The organism is Ramlibacter montanisoli (assembly GCF_013087525.1).
In the GTDB taxonomy this organism is placed as follows: Bacteria; Pseudomonadota; Gammaproteobacteria; order Burkholderiales; family Burkholderiaceae_C; genus Ramlibacter; species Ramlibacter montanisoli.
This window is the reverse complement of record NZ_JABFCS010000001.1, coordinates 1,431,330-1,447,312: the sequence shown is the minus strand read 5'-3', so window position 1 is coordinate 1,447,312 and position 15,983 is coordinate 1,431,330. Positions and strand designations below refer to the sequence as shown.

Genomic DNA, 15,983 nt, shown 5'->3' with positions numbered 1-15,983 from the left:
CCGCAGCGCCAGCCGGTTGCCCTCCCCGGCTGGGGGCGGCGCAGGCGGATCCGCGCATCCACCGCCAGCACCCCGTCGGCATCGGCCAGCAGGGGGTTGATGTCCAGCTCGGACAGCTCCGCCAGGTCGCAGGCCATCTGCGACACGCGCAGCACCGCATCGGCCAGGGCCGCCTGGTGCACGCCGGCATGCCCGCGGTAGCCGGCCAGGAGCGGGCCGACCTGCGTGCGCGCGATCAGGTCGCGCACCAGCGCGTCATTGAGCGGCGGCAAGGCCACCGCCCGGTCCTTGCGGATCTCCACGGCTGTCCCGCCGGCCCCGAACAGGACCACCGGGCCGAACACGGCGTCGTCCGCGATGCCCACGATCAGCTCGTGCGCGCGCGGGCGCTGCGCCATGGCCTGCACCGTGAAGCCGGTGACGTGGGCCTGCGGGCTCTTGCGCGCCACCTCCTGGCGCATGTGCACGGCGGCGGCCCGCACTTCCGAGGCCGAGGCGAGGTTCAGCGCAACGCCGCCGACGTCGCTCTTGTGCACGATCTGGGGCGACAGCACCTTGAGCACCACCGGGAAGCCGATGTCCTCGGCCGCGGCGGCCGCCTCCTCGGCGTCGCGCACGCGCTCGGTGCGCACCGTGGGGATGCCGTAGGCCTGCAGCACCTGCTTGGCTTCCTGCTCCTCCAGCCACTCGCGGCCGGAGGCCAGCGCCTGCCGCAGCACCTGGCGCGCTTCTTCCCGCTCCACCCGCAGCTGCGGTGGCTGCGCGTCCGGCAGCTGCAGCAGGGCCGCCTGGTTGCGGTGGTACTGCACCAGTTGCAGCCAGCCCGCCACCGCGTGTTCCGGTGTCGTGTAGCTCGCCAGCCCGGCCTCGGCGAACAGCCTGCGCGCGGGCTCGACGACGGTGCCCCCGAGCCAGCAGCTCAGGACCGGCGTGGCGGCCTCGCGCAGCAGCGGCGCGCAGGCGGCGGCGATCTGCGCCGCCGACACGATCGCGGTGGGCGCATGCATGAACAGCACGCCGTCCACCTCCGGCGCGTGCAGCAGGATGTCCAGCGCCTGGGTGTAGCGTTCCACCGGCGCGTCGCCGATGATGTCCACGGGGTTGCCGCGCGACCAGTTGGGCGGCAACACGGCGTCGAGCCGTGCCACCGTTTCGGGCGAGAGCGCGGCGAGCTGCCCCTGGCCGAGCGAGAGCGCATCGGCCGCCAGCACGCCGGCGCCGCCGCCGTTGGTGAGGATGGCCAGGCGCTCGCCGCGCCAGCGCTGCAACCGCGCCAGGGTCTGCGCGGCGTCGAACAGCGCCTCCAGCGTGTCCACCCGTACCATGCCGGCGCGCCGCACGGCCGCGTCGAACACGGCGTCGGAGCCGGCGAGCGCGCCCGTGTGCGAGGCCGCGGCCCGCGCGCCTTCGGGCGCCCGGCCCGACTTCACCACGATCACCGGCTTGTTGCGCGCCGCGGCGCGCGCGGCCGACATGAACTTGCGCGCGTGCTTCACCGACTCGGCGTACACGAGGATGGCGCGGGTGTCGCGGTCGCTGCCCAGGTAGTCGAGCACGTCGCCGAAATCGACGTCCGCGCTGTCGCCCAGCGAGATGAAGTGCGAAAAGCCGATGCCCTGCGCATTGGCCCAGTCGAGCATGGCGGTGGCCAATGCGCCCGACTGCGTGACGAAGGCCAGCTGCCCGGGCGCGGCATGGCCCGGTGCGAAGCTGGCGTTCAGGCCGATGCCGGGCACCAGCGCGCCTATGCAGTTGGGCCCGAGGATGCGCAGCACGTAGGGACGTGCCGCGGCCAGCATGGCCTGCTCGATGCTCTCGCCGGAGTCGCCTGCCGCCTGCTTGAGTCCGGCGGTGAGCACGATCACCGCCCGCGTGCCCCTGCGGCCGAGCTCTTCCACCAGTTGCGCGACAGTGGCCGCCGGCGTGCAGATCACCGCCAGGTCCGGCGCGGACGGCAGCGCGGCCACGCCGGGCAGCACGGGCAGGCCGTCGACTTCGGTGGCGTGCTTGTTGACGGCCCACACGGGGCCGGCGAAGCCGCCGGCACGCAGGTTGCGCAGCACGATCGCGCCCAGGTTGCCCGGCCTGGCGGAAACGCCGATGACGGCGACGGAACGCGGGGCGAACAGGGTGTCGAGGTGGCGCACGCTCATGGCAGGCAGGTTAGGCCGCGGCCCCGCGCATCACTTGTCCTGGATCAAGGTCGCTCGCGGCGAGCCTCTCCAGAATGAAGCGAACCTTTCACTGCAGGGCCGCCCATGACGCTGATCGCCGCATCGAATCCCCTCACCCGCGAGCTCGCCGAGAAGCTGCGGCTGCGGCAGGCGGAACTGCGCGCGATGCTGCAGGAGGCCGCCGGCGCGAACATCGCGGGCGACAACCCGCCCGAGGTGCTGGACTTCAAGGACGTGGCCGCGGAGGAAACGCGCGCAGTGGTCGACGAGGCAGCCTATGCGCACGCCACGGACGAACTCTCGCGCATCGTGCTGGCGCTGCGCCGCGTCGAGGACGGCACCTACGGCCTGTGCGAGGACTGCGGCGAAGCGATCGACGAGCGCCGCCTGCGCGCGCTGCCTGCCACGCCCTTCTGCACCGCCTGCCAGACCATCCACGAGCGACCGGGCACGCCGCGCCGCTGACGAAACCACATCACAGGGAGAACACCATGGCCACCAGGACCAGCCGCAGCCACGCGCCCGCGAAGGCGCAGACCACGGAGGCGCGCGCACCGGCGGACTGGATGGGCGAATGGAGCCGGCAGCAGATGGCGGTGGCCAGCGAGAACGCCTGCACCGTCTACCGCGGCTTCGAGGCCCTGCGCCGCATCCAGGAACAGGCGGCCCGCGCCGCCGCCGAGCGCCACGCGGCCGTGGCGCAGAAGCTGCGCAAGCCGGAAAGCGGCGTCGACCTCGCGTTCGTGCAGGGCGAACTGCTGCGCGAGGACGTGACGGCCGCGACCAGGTACTGGCAGGACCTGGCCAGTGCCGTCATCGAGATGAACACCGAGCTGCTGACCAGCGCCTCGAAGCTGGTCGACACCGAGGACCTGATGGCCGCCACCTCGGCGCGCTTCCTTCACTCCTGAAAGACGTGGGTGCCGGGGGCCGGCACCACCTTGCCCTCGAAGCGCAGGTCCGGCACCACGCGTGCCGGGACCTCGGTCGTGCCGTGCTCGCGCAGCCACGCCTCCCAGCAGGTCCACCAGGAGCCCTGCACCTGGGCGGCATGCTCGCGCCACGCCAGCGGATCCGCGGGCGCCTCGTGCGGCTCGTGGTCGGCCCAGCGGTAGCCCGCCTGCGGGTGCGCCGAGGGCCCGGACGGCGGGCTGACGATGCCCACGTTGTGCCCGCCCGAGACCAGCACGAAGCGGGCGCGCGTGTGCACCAGCCGCAGGATCTTGTAGACGGAGGTCCAGGGTGACACGTGGTCGCGCTCCGTCGCCACCACGAACAGCGGCGGGTGGATGGCGCGCAGCGCGACGTGCTGGCCGTCGAAGCGGTAGGCGTCCTGGGCGAGCTGGTTGTCCATGTAGAGGCGCCGCAGGTATTCGCTGTGCATGCGCGCGGGCATGCGGGTGGCGTCGGCGTTCCAGGCGCGCATCGGCGTCATGGGCGTGTGCGCCCCATCAGGTACTCGTGCAGCAGCTTGGACCAGACCAGGTCCTTGGAGTTGATCAACTGGAAGGCGCCCGCCATGCGGCGCCCGTCCAGGTAGCCCGATTCGGCCATCAGGTCCTCGAGGAAGGCGACCTGGCTCTCGTCCATGAACAGGCCCAGTTCGCCCGGCTCCTCGAAGTCCACCTGCCCCGCGAGGACGGAGACCGTCTTCAGCGACGTGTCCTTGCGCCCGCCCAGCACCGCCGCGCCCATGGCCAGCAGCGTGCCGCCCAGGCAGTAGCCCGCGGCGTGGATGCCCGCGCCGGGGCACAGGCCCTGCACCGCCTTGACGGCATCGAGCACGCCGCATTGCAGGTAGTCGTCCAGCGAGAGCTGGCGGTCGGCGGCGCCCGGGTTGCGCCAGGACACCATGAACACCGTGTGCCCCCGGTCCACGAGGAACTTCACCAGCGAGTCCTCGGGCGTCAGGTCGAGGATGTAGTACTTCATGATCCAGGAGGGGACGATCAGCACCGGCTCCTTCGCCACCGTCTTCGTGGCCGGCGCGTACATCAGGAGTTCGACCAGCGCATTGCGATACACCACCTTTCCGGGCGTGAGCGCGACGCCGGTGCCGGGCCGGAACTCCTCCACGCCGCGCGGCTTGCCGCCGGCGCCGACGGCGAGCGCGTCGCGCCACCAGTTCGCGTAGCCCTTGACCAGGTTGACGCCGGCGGAGGTGGCGGTCTCGTGCAGCACCTGCGGGTTCAGCAGCGGCGAGTTCGAGGGCGAGAGCATGTCCAGCAGCTGGCGCACGGTGAAGGAGGCCACCTCCTCGTGGTGCCGCGACACGCCGCGCACGCCGGTGCTGGCCTCCTGCCACCATTGCTGGGTGAGCAGGAAGGCCTGGGCCAGCACGCTGAAGGGCGGCACCTGCCACTCAGGCCGCACGAAGCGCTTGTCGTCCGCCGGCGGTTCGAGGGACTGCGTGCCCTGCCCGGCCCGGGCTGCGAACTGCAGCCACTGCAGCCACTTGTGCAGCGCGCTCGCGGAGAGCTCGGCCTGCTTGGACGGGGAAACGGCCAGGTGCGCGAGCCAGTCGAAGTGCGCCATGGCCAGGGCGGCGGGCGAGATGCCGCTGGCCATCCGCGCGAGTGCGGCCTTCAGCGGCAGGTCCAGCGGATCGGGATGGGGAGCGGCGGGGCGTTGACGGTCGAGGGTCATGGCGAAATCGTCCGCCGACTGCCCCGGCCGTGGCTTGCGTCAGGTCAAGCGTGCGGCATCGGTGCCCAGTTGAGACAGATCAACGTGTCCGTGGTGCACGGGCCTAAATTGTCCGCGTCGCCGGAAGGGAGCACATGTCAGACGAGTCCAGGGGCAAGGAAGCGGGTACGCCGGTCCTGCGCGCGAAATCGCTGGCCAAGGTCTACGGCAGTGGCGACTCCGCCGTCCATGCGCTGCGCGCGGTGGACCTGGAAGTGGCCCGCGGCGAGTTCGTGGTGCTGCTCGGGGCCTCCGGCAGCGGCAAGTCCACGCTGCTGAACATCCTCGGCGGCCTCGACACCCCAACGTCCGGCGAGATCTTCTTCGAGGACCATGCCCTGCACGGCGCGGCCGACGACGTGCTGACCGAATACCGGCGCGAGCACGTCGGCTTCGTGTTCCAGTTCTACAACCTGATCCCCAGCCTCACCGTGGCCGAGAACGTGGCGCTGGTGACCGACATCTCGGCGCACCCGATGCCGGTGGACGAGGCGCTGGAGCTGGTGGCGCTCATGCCGCGCCGCAACCATTTCCCCTCCCAGCTCTCCGGCGGCGAGCAGCAGCGCGTGGCCATCGCACGCGCCATCGCCAAGCGGCCGCAGCTGCTGCTGTGCGACGAGCCGACCGGCGCCCTCGACTACGCCACCGGCAAGCTGGTGCTGGAGGTCATCGCGCGGATCAACCGCGAGCTGGGCACCACTGCGCTGGTCATCACGCACAACGCGGCGATCGCCGGCATGGCGGACCGCGTCGTGCGGGTGGCCGACGGGCGCATCGCCAGCGTGGAAGTGCCGGAACGCCGCCTCAGCCCGGCGGAGCTCTCCTGGTGAGCCCATGAAGGCCCTCGATCGCAAGGTGCTGCGCGACCTGCGCCTGCTCTGGAGCCAGGCGCTCACCATCGCGCTGGTCGTGGCCAGCGGCATCGGCGGCTTCATCGCCACGCTGTCGGCGGTCTCCTCGCTGGAGGGCGCGCGCGACGCGTTCTACGCGTCCGGCCAGTTCGCCGACGTGTTCGCCGTGGTCCGGCGGGCGCCCGATGCGATGGCCTCGCGGCTGGCCGAGGTCCCGGGCGTGGTCGACGTGCAGACGACGGTCGAGGCGGTCGCGCGCGTGAGCGTGCCCGGCACGGTCGACCCCGTCATCGGCCAACTGATCGGCCGGGACGCGCGCCGGCCCCAGCGCCTGAACCAGGTGCAGCTGCGCAGCGGCCGCTGGCCGGAAGCCGGGTCGCGCGCGGGCGGCGAGCTGGAAGCGGTGGTCAACGTGAGCTTCGCCGAGGCGCACAAGCTGCGTCCCGGCTCCGCGGTCTCGGCGCTGGTGAACGGCAAGCGGCGCACGCTGCGCATCACGGGTACCGCGCTGTCGCCCGAGTACATCTTCGGCGGCATCATGGGCATGCCGGACCTGCGCGCCTTCGGCGTCTTCTGGACCGACAAGGACGAACTGGCCGCGGCGATGGACATGCGCGGCGCCTTCACCCGCGTGGCGCTGAAGCTGTCGCCGAATGCGTCCGAGCCCGCCGTGCTCGATGCGCTGAACCGCCGCCTGCAGTCCCTGGGCGGCATGCCGGCCCATGCGCGCGACGAGCAGGGTTCGCACGCCATGCTGGGCAACGAGATCCGCGAGCAGCGCGTGCTGGGCACCGTGCTGCCCGCGATCTTCCTGGCCGTGGCCGGCTTCCTGTTGCACGTGGTGACCGCGCGCCTGGTGGCCACGCAGCGCGAACAGGTGGCGGCGCTCAAGGCCCTGGGCTACCGCGACGGCGCCATCGCCCTGCACTACCTGAAGCTGGTCACGCCTATGGTGGCGGGCGGCTACCTGCTCGGCCTGATGCTGGGAAGCTGGATGGGCACGCTGATCACCGGCCTGTACGCCGAGTTCTTCCGCTTTCCCGCCTTCGAACACGACATCCCCCGGCGCTGGCCTGGATCGGCCTGGCGATCGTGGCCGCGACGGCGGTGCTGGGCACGCTCACCGCGATCGCCGCCACGGTGCGCCTGTCCCCGGCGGAAGCCATGCGGCCGCCGGCGCCGGGCAGCTACCGCCAGGCCCTGCTGGAGCGCATCCCGCGGCTGCGGCTGGACCCCGCGCTGCGCATGATCCTGCGCAACATCGAACGCCGGCCGCTGCGCTCAGCGCTCACGGTGGGCGGCATCGCGGCCTCGGTGGCAATCGTGATCATGGGCAATTTCTTCCGCGACGCCATCGACGCCATCGTCGACTCGCAGTTCAACCTGGGCATGCGATCGGACGTGATCGTCTGGATGACGGACCAGGTCGATGCCGCCGCCGGCCGCGAACTCGCGCGCCTGCCCGGCGTGATGGAGGTGGAAACCGGCCGCCGGCTGGCCGTGCGCTTCATCCACGGCGCGCGCAGCGAGAAGGGCCTGATCGACGGCCATGCCGCGGTGGCCAGGCTGCAGCGCGTGATCGATGCGCAACGGCAGCCGGCGCTCGCGCCGGCCGACGGGCTGCTGATGACCGACCGCCTGGCCGAGAAACTGGGCCTGAAGCCGGGCGACCGCGTGACCGTGGAACTGCGCGAGGGCAAGCGCGGCTTCGTCGAGATGCGGGTGCAGGCGACCGTCAGCGACATGATGGGCCTGAACGCCTTCATGCAGCGCGATGCGCTGAACCGGGCGCTGGGCGACGGCGACGTGGCCAATTTCTTCAGCCTGCGCGTGAGCGGCAGCGACCTGCCCCGTGTGCTGGAGGCCACGCAGGGGCTGCCGCGCGTGGCGGGCGCGTTCAGCAAGGCGACGATGCTGCGCAACATGCAGGAGATCAGCGCCCGCAACGTGCGGATCATGAGCACGATCCTCACCCTGTTCGCGGCGGTGATCGCCGTCGGCGTCGTCTACAACAACGCGCGCATCGCGCTGGCCGAACGGACCTGGGAGCTGGCCAGCCTGCGCGTGCTGGGGTTCACGCGCACCGAGGTCTCGGTGCTGCTGCTGGGCCGAGCTGGCCATCGGCATCGCGGTGGCCCTGCCGCTGGGCATGTTCCTCGGCTGGGCGCTGACGCATTCGGTGGTGGAGCTGATGCGCTCCGACCAGTTCGCCTTTCCGGTGGTGATCCAGCCGCGCACCTATGCCTGGGCCGCCATCTGCGTGGTCGCCGCCGGCGTCGCCAGCGCGCTGGTGGTGCGCCGGCGCATCGACCGCCTCGACATGGTCGCGGCCCTCAAGACACGGGAGTGAAGCAATGTTCCGCAAGAAATACCTGCTGCTGGGCGTGACCGCCGTCGCCGCCGCCGGCCTGCTGGCCTGGGCGTTCTCGCCCAAGCCGGTGCCGGTGGAGACGGCCACCATCGTCAACGGCCGCTACGAACAGGCCATCGAGGAGGACGGGCGCACGCGGCTGAAGGACCGCTACACGGTGTCCGCCCCGGTGGCGGCGCGGGTGCTGCGCATCAGCCTGCGCGAAGGCGACCGCGTGGCCGCCGGCGACACGGTGGCGGTGCTGCTGCCGGCGATGTCGGCGATGGTGGATGCGCGCAGCAACCGCGAAGCCACCGAGCGCCACCATGCGGCGAAGGCGAACGTCACGCGCGCGGCGGCCCGGGTGGCGCGGGCGCAGCTGGGCGCCGAGGAAGCGCAGCTGGAACTGCACCGGGTCGAGAAGCTGGCGCGCGAGGGCTTCCTGTCCGCCTCCCGCCTGGACAGCGCGCGGCTCGCCCTGTCCGGCGCGCGCCGCGAGGTGGATGCCGCGCGTGCCGAGCGCGACGCCGCGGGGCACGACGAGGCGCAGGCCGCCGCCGCCCTGCTGCCCGCCAACGGCGCGCAGGGCGGCAAGCCGCTGAACGTGAAGTCCCCGGTGCCGGGTGTGGTCCTGAAGGTCCCGCAGGCCAGCGAGGGCACGGTCCCTGCCGGCACGGCACTCCTGGACGTGGGCGACCCGGCCCGCATGGAAGTGATCGCCGAGCTGCTGACGACCGACGCGGTGCAGGCGCAACCCGGCCGCCGCGCGGTCGTGGAACGCTGGGGCGGCCCGCCGGTGGAGGGGCGCGTGCGCCGCGTCGAGCCCGCGGCCTTCACCAAGGTCTCCGCACTGGGCATCGAGGAGCAGCGGGTGAAGGTCATCGTCGACCTGGACAGCCCGCCGCCCGGCTGGCAGGCCATGGGGGACGGCTACCGCGTCACGCTGCGCGTGATCACGCAGAGCGTGGACCAGGCTCTGCTGGCACCGGTCGGCGCGCTGTTCCCCATCGGCGATGGGGGCACCGGGGTGTACGTCGTGCAGGACGGCAAGGCGAAGCTGCAGCCGGTGGAACTGGGCGGGCGCAACGGCAACGAGGCCTGGGTGCGCGGCGGACTGCAGGCGGGCCAGAAGGTGATCGTCTATCCGCCGCCCGCGGTCGCCGAGGGCAAGCGGGTCCAGGCGCGCAGGCCTTAGCATCCGCGGGGTCCATGCCGCACGCCGCTTCCGACCTGGTCGACGCCCTCGCCCGCCGCCTCGCGCGCGCGTGATCGAGACCCACATCTCCTGGGTGCTGCTGGCGGAAGGCTTGGCCTACAAGCTGAAGAAGCCGGTGCGGCTGCCCTTCCTGGATTACTCCACGATCGAATTGCGGCGGCACTTCTGCGAGGAGGAGCTGCGGCTGAACCGGCGGCTGGCGCCCTCCCTCTACCTCGGTGTCTCGCGCATCACCGGTCCCCCTGACGCGCCCGGGTTCGATGGCAGCGGTGAAACGCTGGATTACGCCGTGCGCATGCGCCGCTTCCCGGACGGCGCCCTCTTCAGCGAACGCGCGCTCGCCGGGACCCTCGCCCCGGCGGACGTCGATCGCCTCGCGCAGCGCCTGGCCGGCTTCCACCTGGCGGCCCCTCCCGTGACGCAGCCCGCCACCGGCGCCCGCTGGCGCACCGCGCGCTCGCAGCGCTGGAGGGATGCGCCGAGCTGCTGGCGGCAGGCGAAGCCACCGAGCTGCGGGCCTGGATCACGGGACAGGCGGCGCGGTGACGCCGCTGTGGCAGGCCCGCCGGGCCGCGGGGCACACCCGGGAATGCCACGGCGACCTGCACCTGGCCAACATCCTGGAGCTGGACGGCGCCATCGCGGCCTTCGACTGCATCGAGTTCGACGACGCGCTGCGCTGCATCGACGTGGTCGAGGACGTGGCCTTCACGCAGATGGACCTCGCCGCCCGCGCGACGCCGGCCCTGGCCTCCCGCTTCCTCAATGCCTGGCTGGAACACACCGGCGAATACGAGGGCGTGGCCGGCTTGCGCCTGTGCCTGGCGTACCGGGCGCTGGTGCGGGCGATGGTGGAGAACCTGCGCACGCGGCGCTCCGAGGCCGCCCTGGCCTACGCGGGCCAGGCGCTCGCGTGGCGCCGCCGCGCTGCGCCGCGGCTCGTCATCACCCACGGCCTGCCCGGGTCCGGCAAGACCTTCGCTTCGCAGCGCCTGCTGGAGCACGAGGGGGCGATCCGCATCCGCTCGGACGTGGAGCGCAGCGGCTCTTCGGCCTGGAGGCGCTGGCTTCCTCGCGCGGACAGGGCGTCGAGATCTACACGGCCGATGCGACCGGCCGGACCTACCAGCGCCTGTTCGCGCTGGCCCGCATCGCCCTGCGGGCGGGCTGGCCCGTCGTCCTGGACGCTGCTTTCCTGAAACGCGAGGAGCGTTCCGCCGCACGTGCGCTGGCGGACGCCGAGGGCGTGCCCTTCACCATCCTGGCCTGCGAGGCACCCCAGGCCGTCCTGCAGGAGCGGCTGCGCTCACGCCGGGGCGATGCGTCCGAAGCCGACCTGGCCGTGCTGGCGAAGCTGGGCGCAGTGGCCGAAGCGCTGGACGACGCAGAACGCGCCTTCGTGGCGCACCCATGAAAAAGCGGACCCGCAGGTCCGCCTTGTCTTGCGCAAGTTCGCGATCAGGAAGCGGGGCCGCCGGCGGCGGTGGCGTCCTTCTTCGACTTGGCGGCAGCGGCGCCGGCTGCCTTGCGCTTGGCCTTGGCAGCTTCCTTGTCGGTCTTGGCGACCTTCTTGCTCGCGGCGTTGCTGGGCTTCTCGCCCGGCTGGTCGGCCTTGGCGGCAGCCGCGCCTTCGGCCTTGCGGGCGTCCTTGGCGGCAGCCTTCTCGGCCGGGGTCGCCTTGGCGGCGGGGGCGGCACGGCCTTCACCCGGAACGTCCTTCTGCGCGAAGGCGCTGGCGGCGAAGAGGGAAGCGAGCGCGATGCTCAGGGTCAGCAGGGGTTTCTTCATAAGGATGGATCCTCCGGGGGTGACGAATGAGGGTTTCTCTCGGGGAGCTGAAAACAATCAGATCCTGGGATGAGTATTCATGCCGCCCGGGAAATGAACTTGACTTTCGTCAACCACATCCGTGTTGCCGCTACCGCGCGACGCTTTGCCGCTGCACCTCGCTGCGCTTCATCTGCAGGTAATCTTCCCGTGCTACCTCGTGCAGCTGGCGCGGGTACTTCTCGGTCGCGTCGAACCAGGCCTGCAGGCGCTTCTCCAGCTGCTGCCCCGCGGGGGCCGACAGCGAATCGAGATAGGCATCGATCGCCAGGTAGTAACGCATTGTGTTGCGCTCCACCACGCCGCGCATGCCGCCCACGAAGCCGTCGTCGTCCGCGCGCGGCGCCTTGATGCGGGTGAAGCCCACCTTGTCGCGGCCGATCGTGCCCAGGTAGAGCTGCATGGCGAAGTCGCTCGCGCCGCCGTAGCTCAGGGCGTACCCCATGTGCAGGAAGGTGCGTCCGCCCTCGAGCGGGATGGCCTCGGCCAGCAGCCGGTAGTCGCGCGTGTCGTAGGGGCCGTCGGCGGCATCCATCTGCACGGCCACGTAGTCGGACTGCATGCGGGGCGGCCGCCAGGTGAACGCGAGCAGCGAGGCCGCCTGCACGGATTGCGGCTGCTTCTTGCCCACGCGCACTTCCACCCGGGTGGCGCCCTGCTCCTCGGAGCGGCGGCAGAACTTGGTGTTGAGGTGCAGGATGAGAATCTCGCACCACTGGCCGGGGTCCTTCAGGGCGGCCGCGACCGCGGGAAACGGGTGCTCGAGGACGGCGTACACATCGCCGTCGACGCGCCGGGACACCTCCTCGGACTGCAGCACCAGCGGGCCGCCGAAGGAGTTGTTGGCCAGCTGGGCGCCGATGGCCGAGTGATGGCTGCGCAGGCCCGCCGGACCCAGAGCGCCGGCGGCGTGCGAAGCGACGGGCAGGAGCAAGGCCAGCGCCAGGGAGGCGCACAGGAAGAGTCGGTTCATGCCGCAACGATAGGAGCAGCGTGTAAAGCGGGCTTGACGCCCGTCAATGCCCTCACGGCAGAGGCGCTCATCCGGGCCAGGCGCCGGCCAGCGCGCGCAGGAAATCGTCCACGCGGGCGGCGGGCAAGGCATCGATGCCGGCCGACCCGGCGCGGCCGCCACCGGTGGGAAAGGCCAGGCACAGCGCATCCGCGCCCTGGGGAGCATCGCGCGGCGCCCGCACGCTGGCCACGAAGTGCCCACCCGGACGCGGGCACAGCACGGCATGCGCGCGCGCCGGCTCGCGCTGGCTGAGCGCATTGGCGAAGGCGCCGTGCACGCGCCGCGCCCAGGCCGCGTCCGGCAGCAGGTAGACGGAAGCGCCGGCCAGCACGTGCCCGGGCCGGACGGCGAGCGCCACGGCCAGGTCCTGCTCCTTGCCGGCCACCAGGGCTTGCGCGACTGGGGAGTCCGCGGCGAAGGCCAGCGGGTCCTGGTAGGGCCGCACCAGCGCCGCCAGCCGCGCCGGCGCCACCTGCAGGTCCTCTTCGCTTTCGCCGTAGGCGTTGTAGTTGATGGCCTCGCCGAGCGCCCGCAAGGTTTCGCACTCGCGCGCACCGAGGGCCAGGCTGCGCGCCAGTGTGGTGGCGGTGCACGGCAGGTTGTCGCCGAAGGCGCCGGCCACGGCCCAGGCGCGGTGGCGGCCCTGCAAATGGCGGTCCACCAGCACGCTGGTGCAGACGGCCGGATCCGGATCGATGTGGGCGGCGAGCTTCGGATGCGCGGGGATCTCGCCGGCGAAGTGATGGTCGAAGTATTCGACGGCGACGCCCAGGGACAGCAGGTCCTGCAGCGCGTCGCGGTTGCGCGCCAGCGAGACGTCGAGCACCGTGACGCTGTCGCCCGCGCGGGCCGGCACGCGCTTCAGCAGCGCGATGTCCCGCTTGACGCCGGTGACAGCCACGGCATCGCACGGCCGCTGCAGGCGAAGCTGCTGCAGCGCGCAGATCCCGTCCGCGTCGCCGTTGAAGACATCGAAGTGGGTCATGAATGCAGCAGCCGGATCACCTCCTCGTCCTCCAGCTGCGGAAAGGTTCGATAGAACTGCCCCACGGCGGAAAAGCGCCTCGGCACGTTGGGACACACGACCTCGTCGGCATGCTGCCGCACGAGTTTCACGCTTTCCTCGGAAGCCACCGGCACCGCGCAGACCAGTTTCGCCGGGCCGCGCTGGCGCACGGCATGCAGGGCGGCCACCATGGTGGCGCCGGTGGCCAGCCCGTCGTCGACGACGATCACCGTGCGGCCCGCCACGTCCGGTGCCGAGCGGCCGGGCGTGTACAGCTGGCGGCGCCGGCGCAGCTCCTGCATCTGCGCCGCCTTCTCCTCGGCGACGTAGGCCGCCGTGGCTCCCACCGCGGAAGCATGCGGCGCGAGGTACACCCAGCCCGCCTCGTCGACGGCGCCGATCGCGAACTCGGGTGCGCCCGGTGCGTGCAGCTTGCGCACCAGCACGAGGTCCAGGTCGCCCTGCAGCTTCTGCGCGACCAGTGCCGCCATGGGCACGGCACCGCGCGGGATGGCGAGCACCAGCGGGCGCGTGCCGCGCAGGTGCGCCAGGGCCTCGGCCAGCTGGCCGGCGGCATCCATGCGGTCTTCGAACAGGACCAAAGCGTCCACCCCGTTCCGGCTTGCCCGAAGTGCCGGCGCCACGTACCGTACACCTTCCCGCCGCTGCCGCCAATCGCCGCGTACGCGGCCCACGCTCCCTTCCGCCCTCACCTTGAGGCAGCTCAACTCATCAGAACCCGCCATGCGCCATCGTGGACCCCATGAAGATTCCACTCGACCTCCGTTTCCTCGGACTCACTCCCTCCCAGGCCGTCGAAGCCGCCGTGCACGCGCGTCTCCCACATCGAGCGCATGTGCCCCGACGTGACGGCATGGCGCGTCACCATCGACCAGGAACACAAGCACCAGCGCCAGGGACGTCCCTTCTCCGTGCGCGTGGACATCACGGTGCCGGGGCAGGAGCTGGCCATCACGCGGGCGCACGACGAGGACGTGTATGTCGCCCTGCGCGATGCCTTCGACGCCGCCCAGCGCAAGCTGGAGGACTTCGTGCGCGTGCGGCGCGAGGCCCAGCGGCATTCCTGATCGCCGCGGCGGCAGGCACGCCGGAGCCGACATGACCGCCGCACCCGCCGCCCCGCCCGCGCTGCTGCGGCTGCGCCGGCTGGGCATCGACACCTACCAGGAGCCGGTGCTCTACATGCACCGCGACTGCCCCGTGTGCCACTCGGAAGGCTTCGAGGCGCAGTCGCGGGTGGAACTCACCGTCGACGGCCGCACCATCGTGGCCACCCTCAACGTGGTCCACGACGATTTCCTCGACGTCGCCGAGGCCGGCGTTTCCGAGGCGGCGTGGCGCCTGCTGCGCGCGCCCGAGGGCGCCCCGGTGTCGCTGCGGCATCCGCCGCCGCTCGAGTCCCTGGGCCACGTGCGCGCCAAGGTCTACGGCCGCAAGCTGACCGAAAGCGCATTGCGGGCGGTGATCACCGACGTGGCCGCCGGGCGCTATTCGGAACTCCAGCTCGCTGCCTTCGTCACCGCCTGCGCGGGCGAACGGCTGGACCTGGAGGAGACGGTGTCGCTCACCCGCGCCATGGTGGACGTCGGCGAGCGCATCGCCTGGGGGCCGGGCCTGGTGATGGACAAGCACTGCGTCGGCGGCCTGCCCGGCAACCGCACCACCATGATCGTGGTGCCCATCGTGGCGGCCTGCGGGCTGCGCATGCCCAAGACCTCGTCGCGCGCGATCACCTCGCCGGCGGGCACCGCCGACGCGATGGAGACCGTGGCGCCGGTGGACCACGACGTGGCCGCGATCCGACGCATCGTGGAGCGCACCGGCGGCTGCATCGTGTGGGGCGGCTCGGTGCGCCTGAGCCCGGCCGACGACATCCTGATCCGCGTCGAGCGCCCGCTGGACCTCGACAGCCAGGGCCAGCTGGTGGCCTCGGTGCTGTCGAAGAAGGTGGCGGCGGGCTCCACGCACGTCCTGATCGACATTCCCGTGGGCCCCACGGCCAAGGTGCGCAGTGCCGCCGCGGCCACCACCCTCACGCACCAGCTCGAAGCCACCGCGCACGCGATGGGCCTCAGGCTGCGCGTGGTGCAGACCGACGGCAGCGCGCCCGTCGGCCGCGGCATCGGCCCGGCGCTGGAAGCGCGCGACGTGCTGGCCGTGCTGCGCAATGAGCCGCTGGCGCCGCCGGACCTGGCCGAGCGCTCGCTGCTGCTGGCGGGACACCTGCTGGAAATGGGCGGCGTGGTTCCGGCCGGCATGGGCCTGCCGACCGCCGCCCAGGTGCTCGCCGACGGCCGCGCCTGGCGCAAGTTCGAGGAGATCTGCGAGGCGCAGGGCGGACTGCGCGCGCCGCCGGTGGCCGCCTTCCGGCACGAGCTCGTGGCGCAGCGCTCCGGCTCCGTCCTCGGCGTCGACAACCGGCGGCTCGCGCGCATCGCCAAGCTCGCAGGCGCGCCCCAGGCTCCTTGCGCGGGGATCGACCTGCACGTGCGCGTGGGCGACTTCGTGGAGCGCGGCCAGCCGCTGTTCACATTGCATGCGGATTCGCCGGGGAACTGGCGTACGCTCTGGATTACGCCTGCGCGCAAGCGGAGACGGTGCACGTCAGCGAGGACGCATGAACACGATCATCCTGGCCCTGCCCGGGGCGGAGCGACTGGCCGAGACCCTTGCGCAGCAACTCCACTGCGCGGCGAGCACCGTGGAAGCGCACCGCTTTCCCGACGGCGAAGTGGTGGTGCGGCTGCGCACCGGGGTCACCGGCCAGCGCGTGCTGCTGGTGGGGCACCTGGACCGCCCGGACGACAAGACGCTGGCGCTGGTGTTCGCCGCCGACCG

Annotated in this window: 14 protein-coding genes and 3 pseudogenes; 10 read left to right on the top strand and 7 right to left on the bottom strand. The window is 72.1% G+C overall.

Translation table 11 applies throughout. The annotated features are described in order from the left end of the window. Positions 1-101: 101 nt before the first annotated feature. Positions 102-2,153, bottom strand: a pseudogene (locus HK415_RS07405) (acetate--CoA ligase family protein); the annotation flags it as partial. Positions 2,154-2,258: 105 nt separating this feature from the next. On the opposite strand from HK415_RS07405, the gene HK415_RS07400 reads away from it, so the two are divergent. After that, on the top strand, positions 2,259-2,639 hold the full coding sequence (locus HK415_RS07400; protein ID WP_171557789.1) for a TraR/DksA family transcriptional regulator: 381 nt from the start codon (positions 2,259-2,261) through the stop codon (positions 2,637-2,639). 26 nt (positions 2,640-2,665) lie between these two features. Beyond that, positions 2,666-3,085 (top strand): phasin family protein, encoded by a 420-nt coding sequence (locus HK415_RS07395; RefSeq protein ID WP_171557787.1) that lies wholly within the window; start codon positions 2,666-2,668, stop codon positions 3,083-3,085. On the opposite strand, the gene HK415_RS24700 is transcribed toward HK415_RS07395, so the two are convergent. Then, positions 3,076-3,609 (bottom strand): polyhydroxyalkanoate synthase family protein, encoded by a 534-nt coding sequence (locus HK415_RS24700; RefSeq protein ID WP_253261805.1) that lies wholly within the window; start codon positions 3,607-3,609, stop codon positions 3,076-3,078. The genes HK415_RS07395 and HK415_RS24700 overlap by 10 nt on opposite strands. Next, positions 3,606-4,820 (bottom strand): PHA/PHB synthase family protein, encoded by a 1,215-nt coding sequence (locus HK415_RS07390; RefSeq protein ID WP_253261804.1) that lies wholly within the window; start codon positions 4,818-4,820, stop codon positions 3,606-3,608. The genes HK415_RS24700 and HK415_RS07390 overlap by 4 nt, the downstream gene beginning before the upstream one ends. Positions 4,821-4,954: 134 nt before the next feature. Here HK415_RS07390 and HK415_RS07385 point away from each other — a divergent pair, with 134 nt between their 5' ends. From HK415_RS07385 to HK415_RS24690, 5 genes are all read left to right on the top strand, one after another. Beyond that, positions 4,955-5,689 (top strand): ABC transporter ATP-binding protein, encoded by a 735-nt coding sequence (locus HK415_RS07385; RefSeq protein WP_171557784.1) that lies wholly within the window; start codon positions 4,955-4,957, stop codon positions 5,687-5,689. A 4-nt stretch (positions 5,690-5,693) separates the two neighbouring features. Beyond that, entirely contained in the window at positions 5,694-6,959 is a 1,266-nt protein-coding gene (locus HK415_RS26225; protein WP_309246615.1) for an ABC transporter permease, read from the top strand. Positions 6,960-8,064: 1,105 nt separating this feature from the next. Next, positions 8,065-9,255: an efflux RND transporter periplasmic adaptor subunit gene (locus HK415_RS07370; protein WP_171557780.1), complete on the top strand. Its 1,191-nt coding sequence runs from the start codon at positions 8,065-8,067 to the stop codon at positions 9,253-9,255. A gap of 563 nt (positions 9,256-9,818) precedes the next feature. Continuing rightward, positions 9,819-10,475 (top strand): bifunctional aminoglycoside phosphotransferase/ATP-binding protein, encoded by a 657-nt coding sequence (locus HK415_RS24695; RefSeq protein ID WP_309246613.1) that lies wholly within the window; start codon positions 9,819-9,821, stop codon positions 10,473-10,475. Then, complete coding sequence (locus HK415_RS24690; protein WP_309246814.1) at positions 10,370-10,690, top strand: P-loop nucleotide/nucleoside kinase family protein; 321 nt, start codon at positions 10,370-10,372, stop codon at positions 10,688-10,690. Before HK415_RS24695 ends, HK415_RS24690 begins: the two co-directional genes overlap by 106 nt. Positions 10,691-10,734: 44 nt before the next feature. On the opposite strand, the gene HK415_RS07360 is transcribed toward HK415_RS24690, so the two are convergent. The 4 genes from HK415_RS07360 to HK415_RS07345 form a co-directional block, all read right to left on the bottom strand. After that, a complete protein-coding gene (locus HK415_RS07360) occupies positions 10,735-11,064 on the bottom strand; it encodes a hypothetical protein (RefSeq protein ID WP_171557777.1) in 330 nt (109 codons plus the stop codon). Positions 11,065-11,194: 130 nt separating this feature from the next. Beyond that, complete coding sequence (locus tag HK415_RS07355) at positions 11,195-12,076, bottom strand: hypothetical protein (protein WP_171557775.1); 882 nt, start codon at positions 12,074-12,076, stop codon at positions 11,195-11,197. 67 nt (positions 12,077-12,143) lie between these two features. Then, a complete protein-coding gene (locus tag HK415_RS07350; RefSeq protein WP_171557773.1) occupies positions 12,144-13,103 on the bottom strand; it encodes an acetyltransferase in 960 nt (319 codons plus the stop codon). Beyond that, positions 13,100-13,705, bottom strand: coding sequence for a phosphoribosyltransferase (locus tag HK415_RS07345; RefSeq protein ID WP_171563223.1), 606 nt, complete (start codon positions 13,703-13,705; stop codon positions 13,100-13,102). The genes HK415_RS07350 and HK415_RS07345 overlap by 4 nt, the downstream gene beginning before the upstream one ends. Positions 13,706-13,969: 264 nt before the next feature. Between HK415_RS07345 and HK415_RS07340 the strand changes: the two genes are divergently transcribed. The 3 genes and pseudogenes from HK415_RS07340 to HK415_RS27435 form a co-directional block, all read left to right on the top strand. Then, positions 13,970-14,212 (top strand): HPF/RaiA family ribosome-associated protein, encoded by a 243-nt coding sequence (locus HK415_RS07340; RefSeq protein ID WP_309246813.1) that lies wholly within the window; start codon positions 13,970-13,972, stop codon positions 14,210-14,212. A gap of 31 nt (positions 14,213-14,243) precedes the next feature. Further along, positions 14,244-15,766: pseudogene (locus HK415_RS07335) on the top strand (thymidine phosphorylase family protein). Continuing rightward, positions 15,763-15,936: pseudogene (locus tag HK415_RS27435) on the top strand (ribose-phosphate pyrophosphokinase-like domain-containing protein); the annotation flags it as partial. The pseudogenes HK415_RS07335 and HK415_RS27435, both read left to right, overlap by 4 nt. Between the last annotated feature and the right edge of the window lie 47 nt (positions 15,937-15,983).

Coding starts and splice junctions, on each gene's coding strand:
- HK415_RS07400 (WP_171557789.1), top strand. CDS start 2,259: ATGACGCTGATCGCCGCATCGAATCCCCTCACCCGCGAGCTCGCCGAG.
- HK415_RS07395 (WP_171557787.1), top strand. CDS start 2,666: ATGGCCACCAGGACCAGCCGCAGCCACGCGCCCGCGAAGGCGCAGACC.
- HK415_RS24700 (WP_253261805.1), bottom strand. CDS start 3,609: ATGACGCCGATGCGCGCCTGGAACGCCGACGCCACCCGCATGCCCGCG.
- HK415_RS07390 (WP_253261804.1), bottom strand. CDS start 4,820: ATGACCCTCGACCGTCAACGCCCCGCCGCTCCCCATCCCGATCCGCTG.
- HK415_RS07385 (WP_171557784.1), top strand. CDS start 4,955: ATGTCAGACGAGTCCAGGGGCAAGGAAGCGGGTACGCCGGTCCTGCGC.
- HK415_RS26225 (WP_309246615.1), top strand. CDS start 5,694: ATGAAGGCCCTCGATCGCAAGGTGCTGCGCGACCTGCGCCTGCTCTGG.
- HK415_RS07370 (WP_171557780.1), top strand. CDS start 8,065: ATGTTCCGCAAGAAATACCTGCTGCTGGGCGTGACCGCCGTCGCCGCC.
- HK415_RS07360 (WP_171557777.1), bottom strand. CDS start 11,064: ATGAAGAAACCCCTGCTGACCCTGAGCATCGCGCTCGCTTCCCTCTTC.
- HK415_RS07355 (WP_171557775.1), bottom strand. CDS start 12,076: ATGAACCGACTCTTCCTGTGCGCCTCCCTGGCGCTGGCCTTGCTCCTG.
- HK415_RS07350 (WP_171557773.1), bottom strand. CDS start 13,103: ATGACCCACTTCGATGTCTTCAACGGCGACGCGGACGGGATCTGCGCG.
- HK415_RS07345 (WP_171563223.1), bottom strand. CDS start 13,705: ATGGATGCCGCCGGCCAGCTGGCCGAGGCCCTGGCGCACCTGCGCGGC.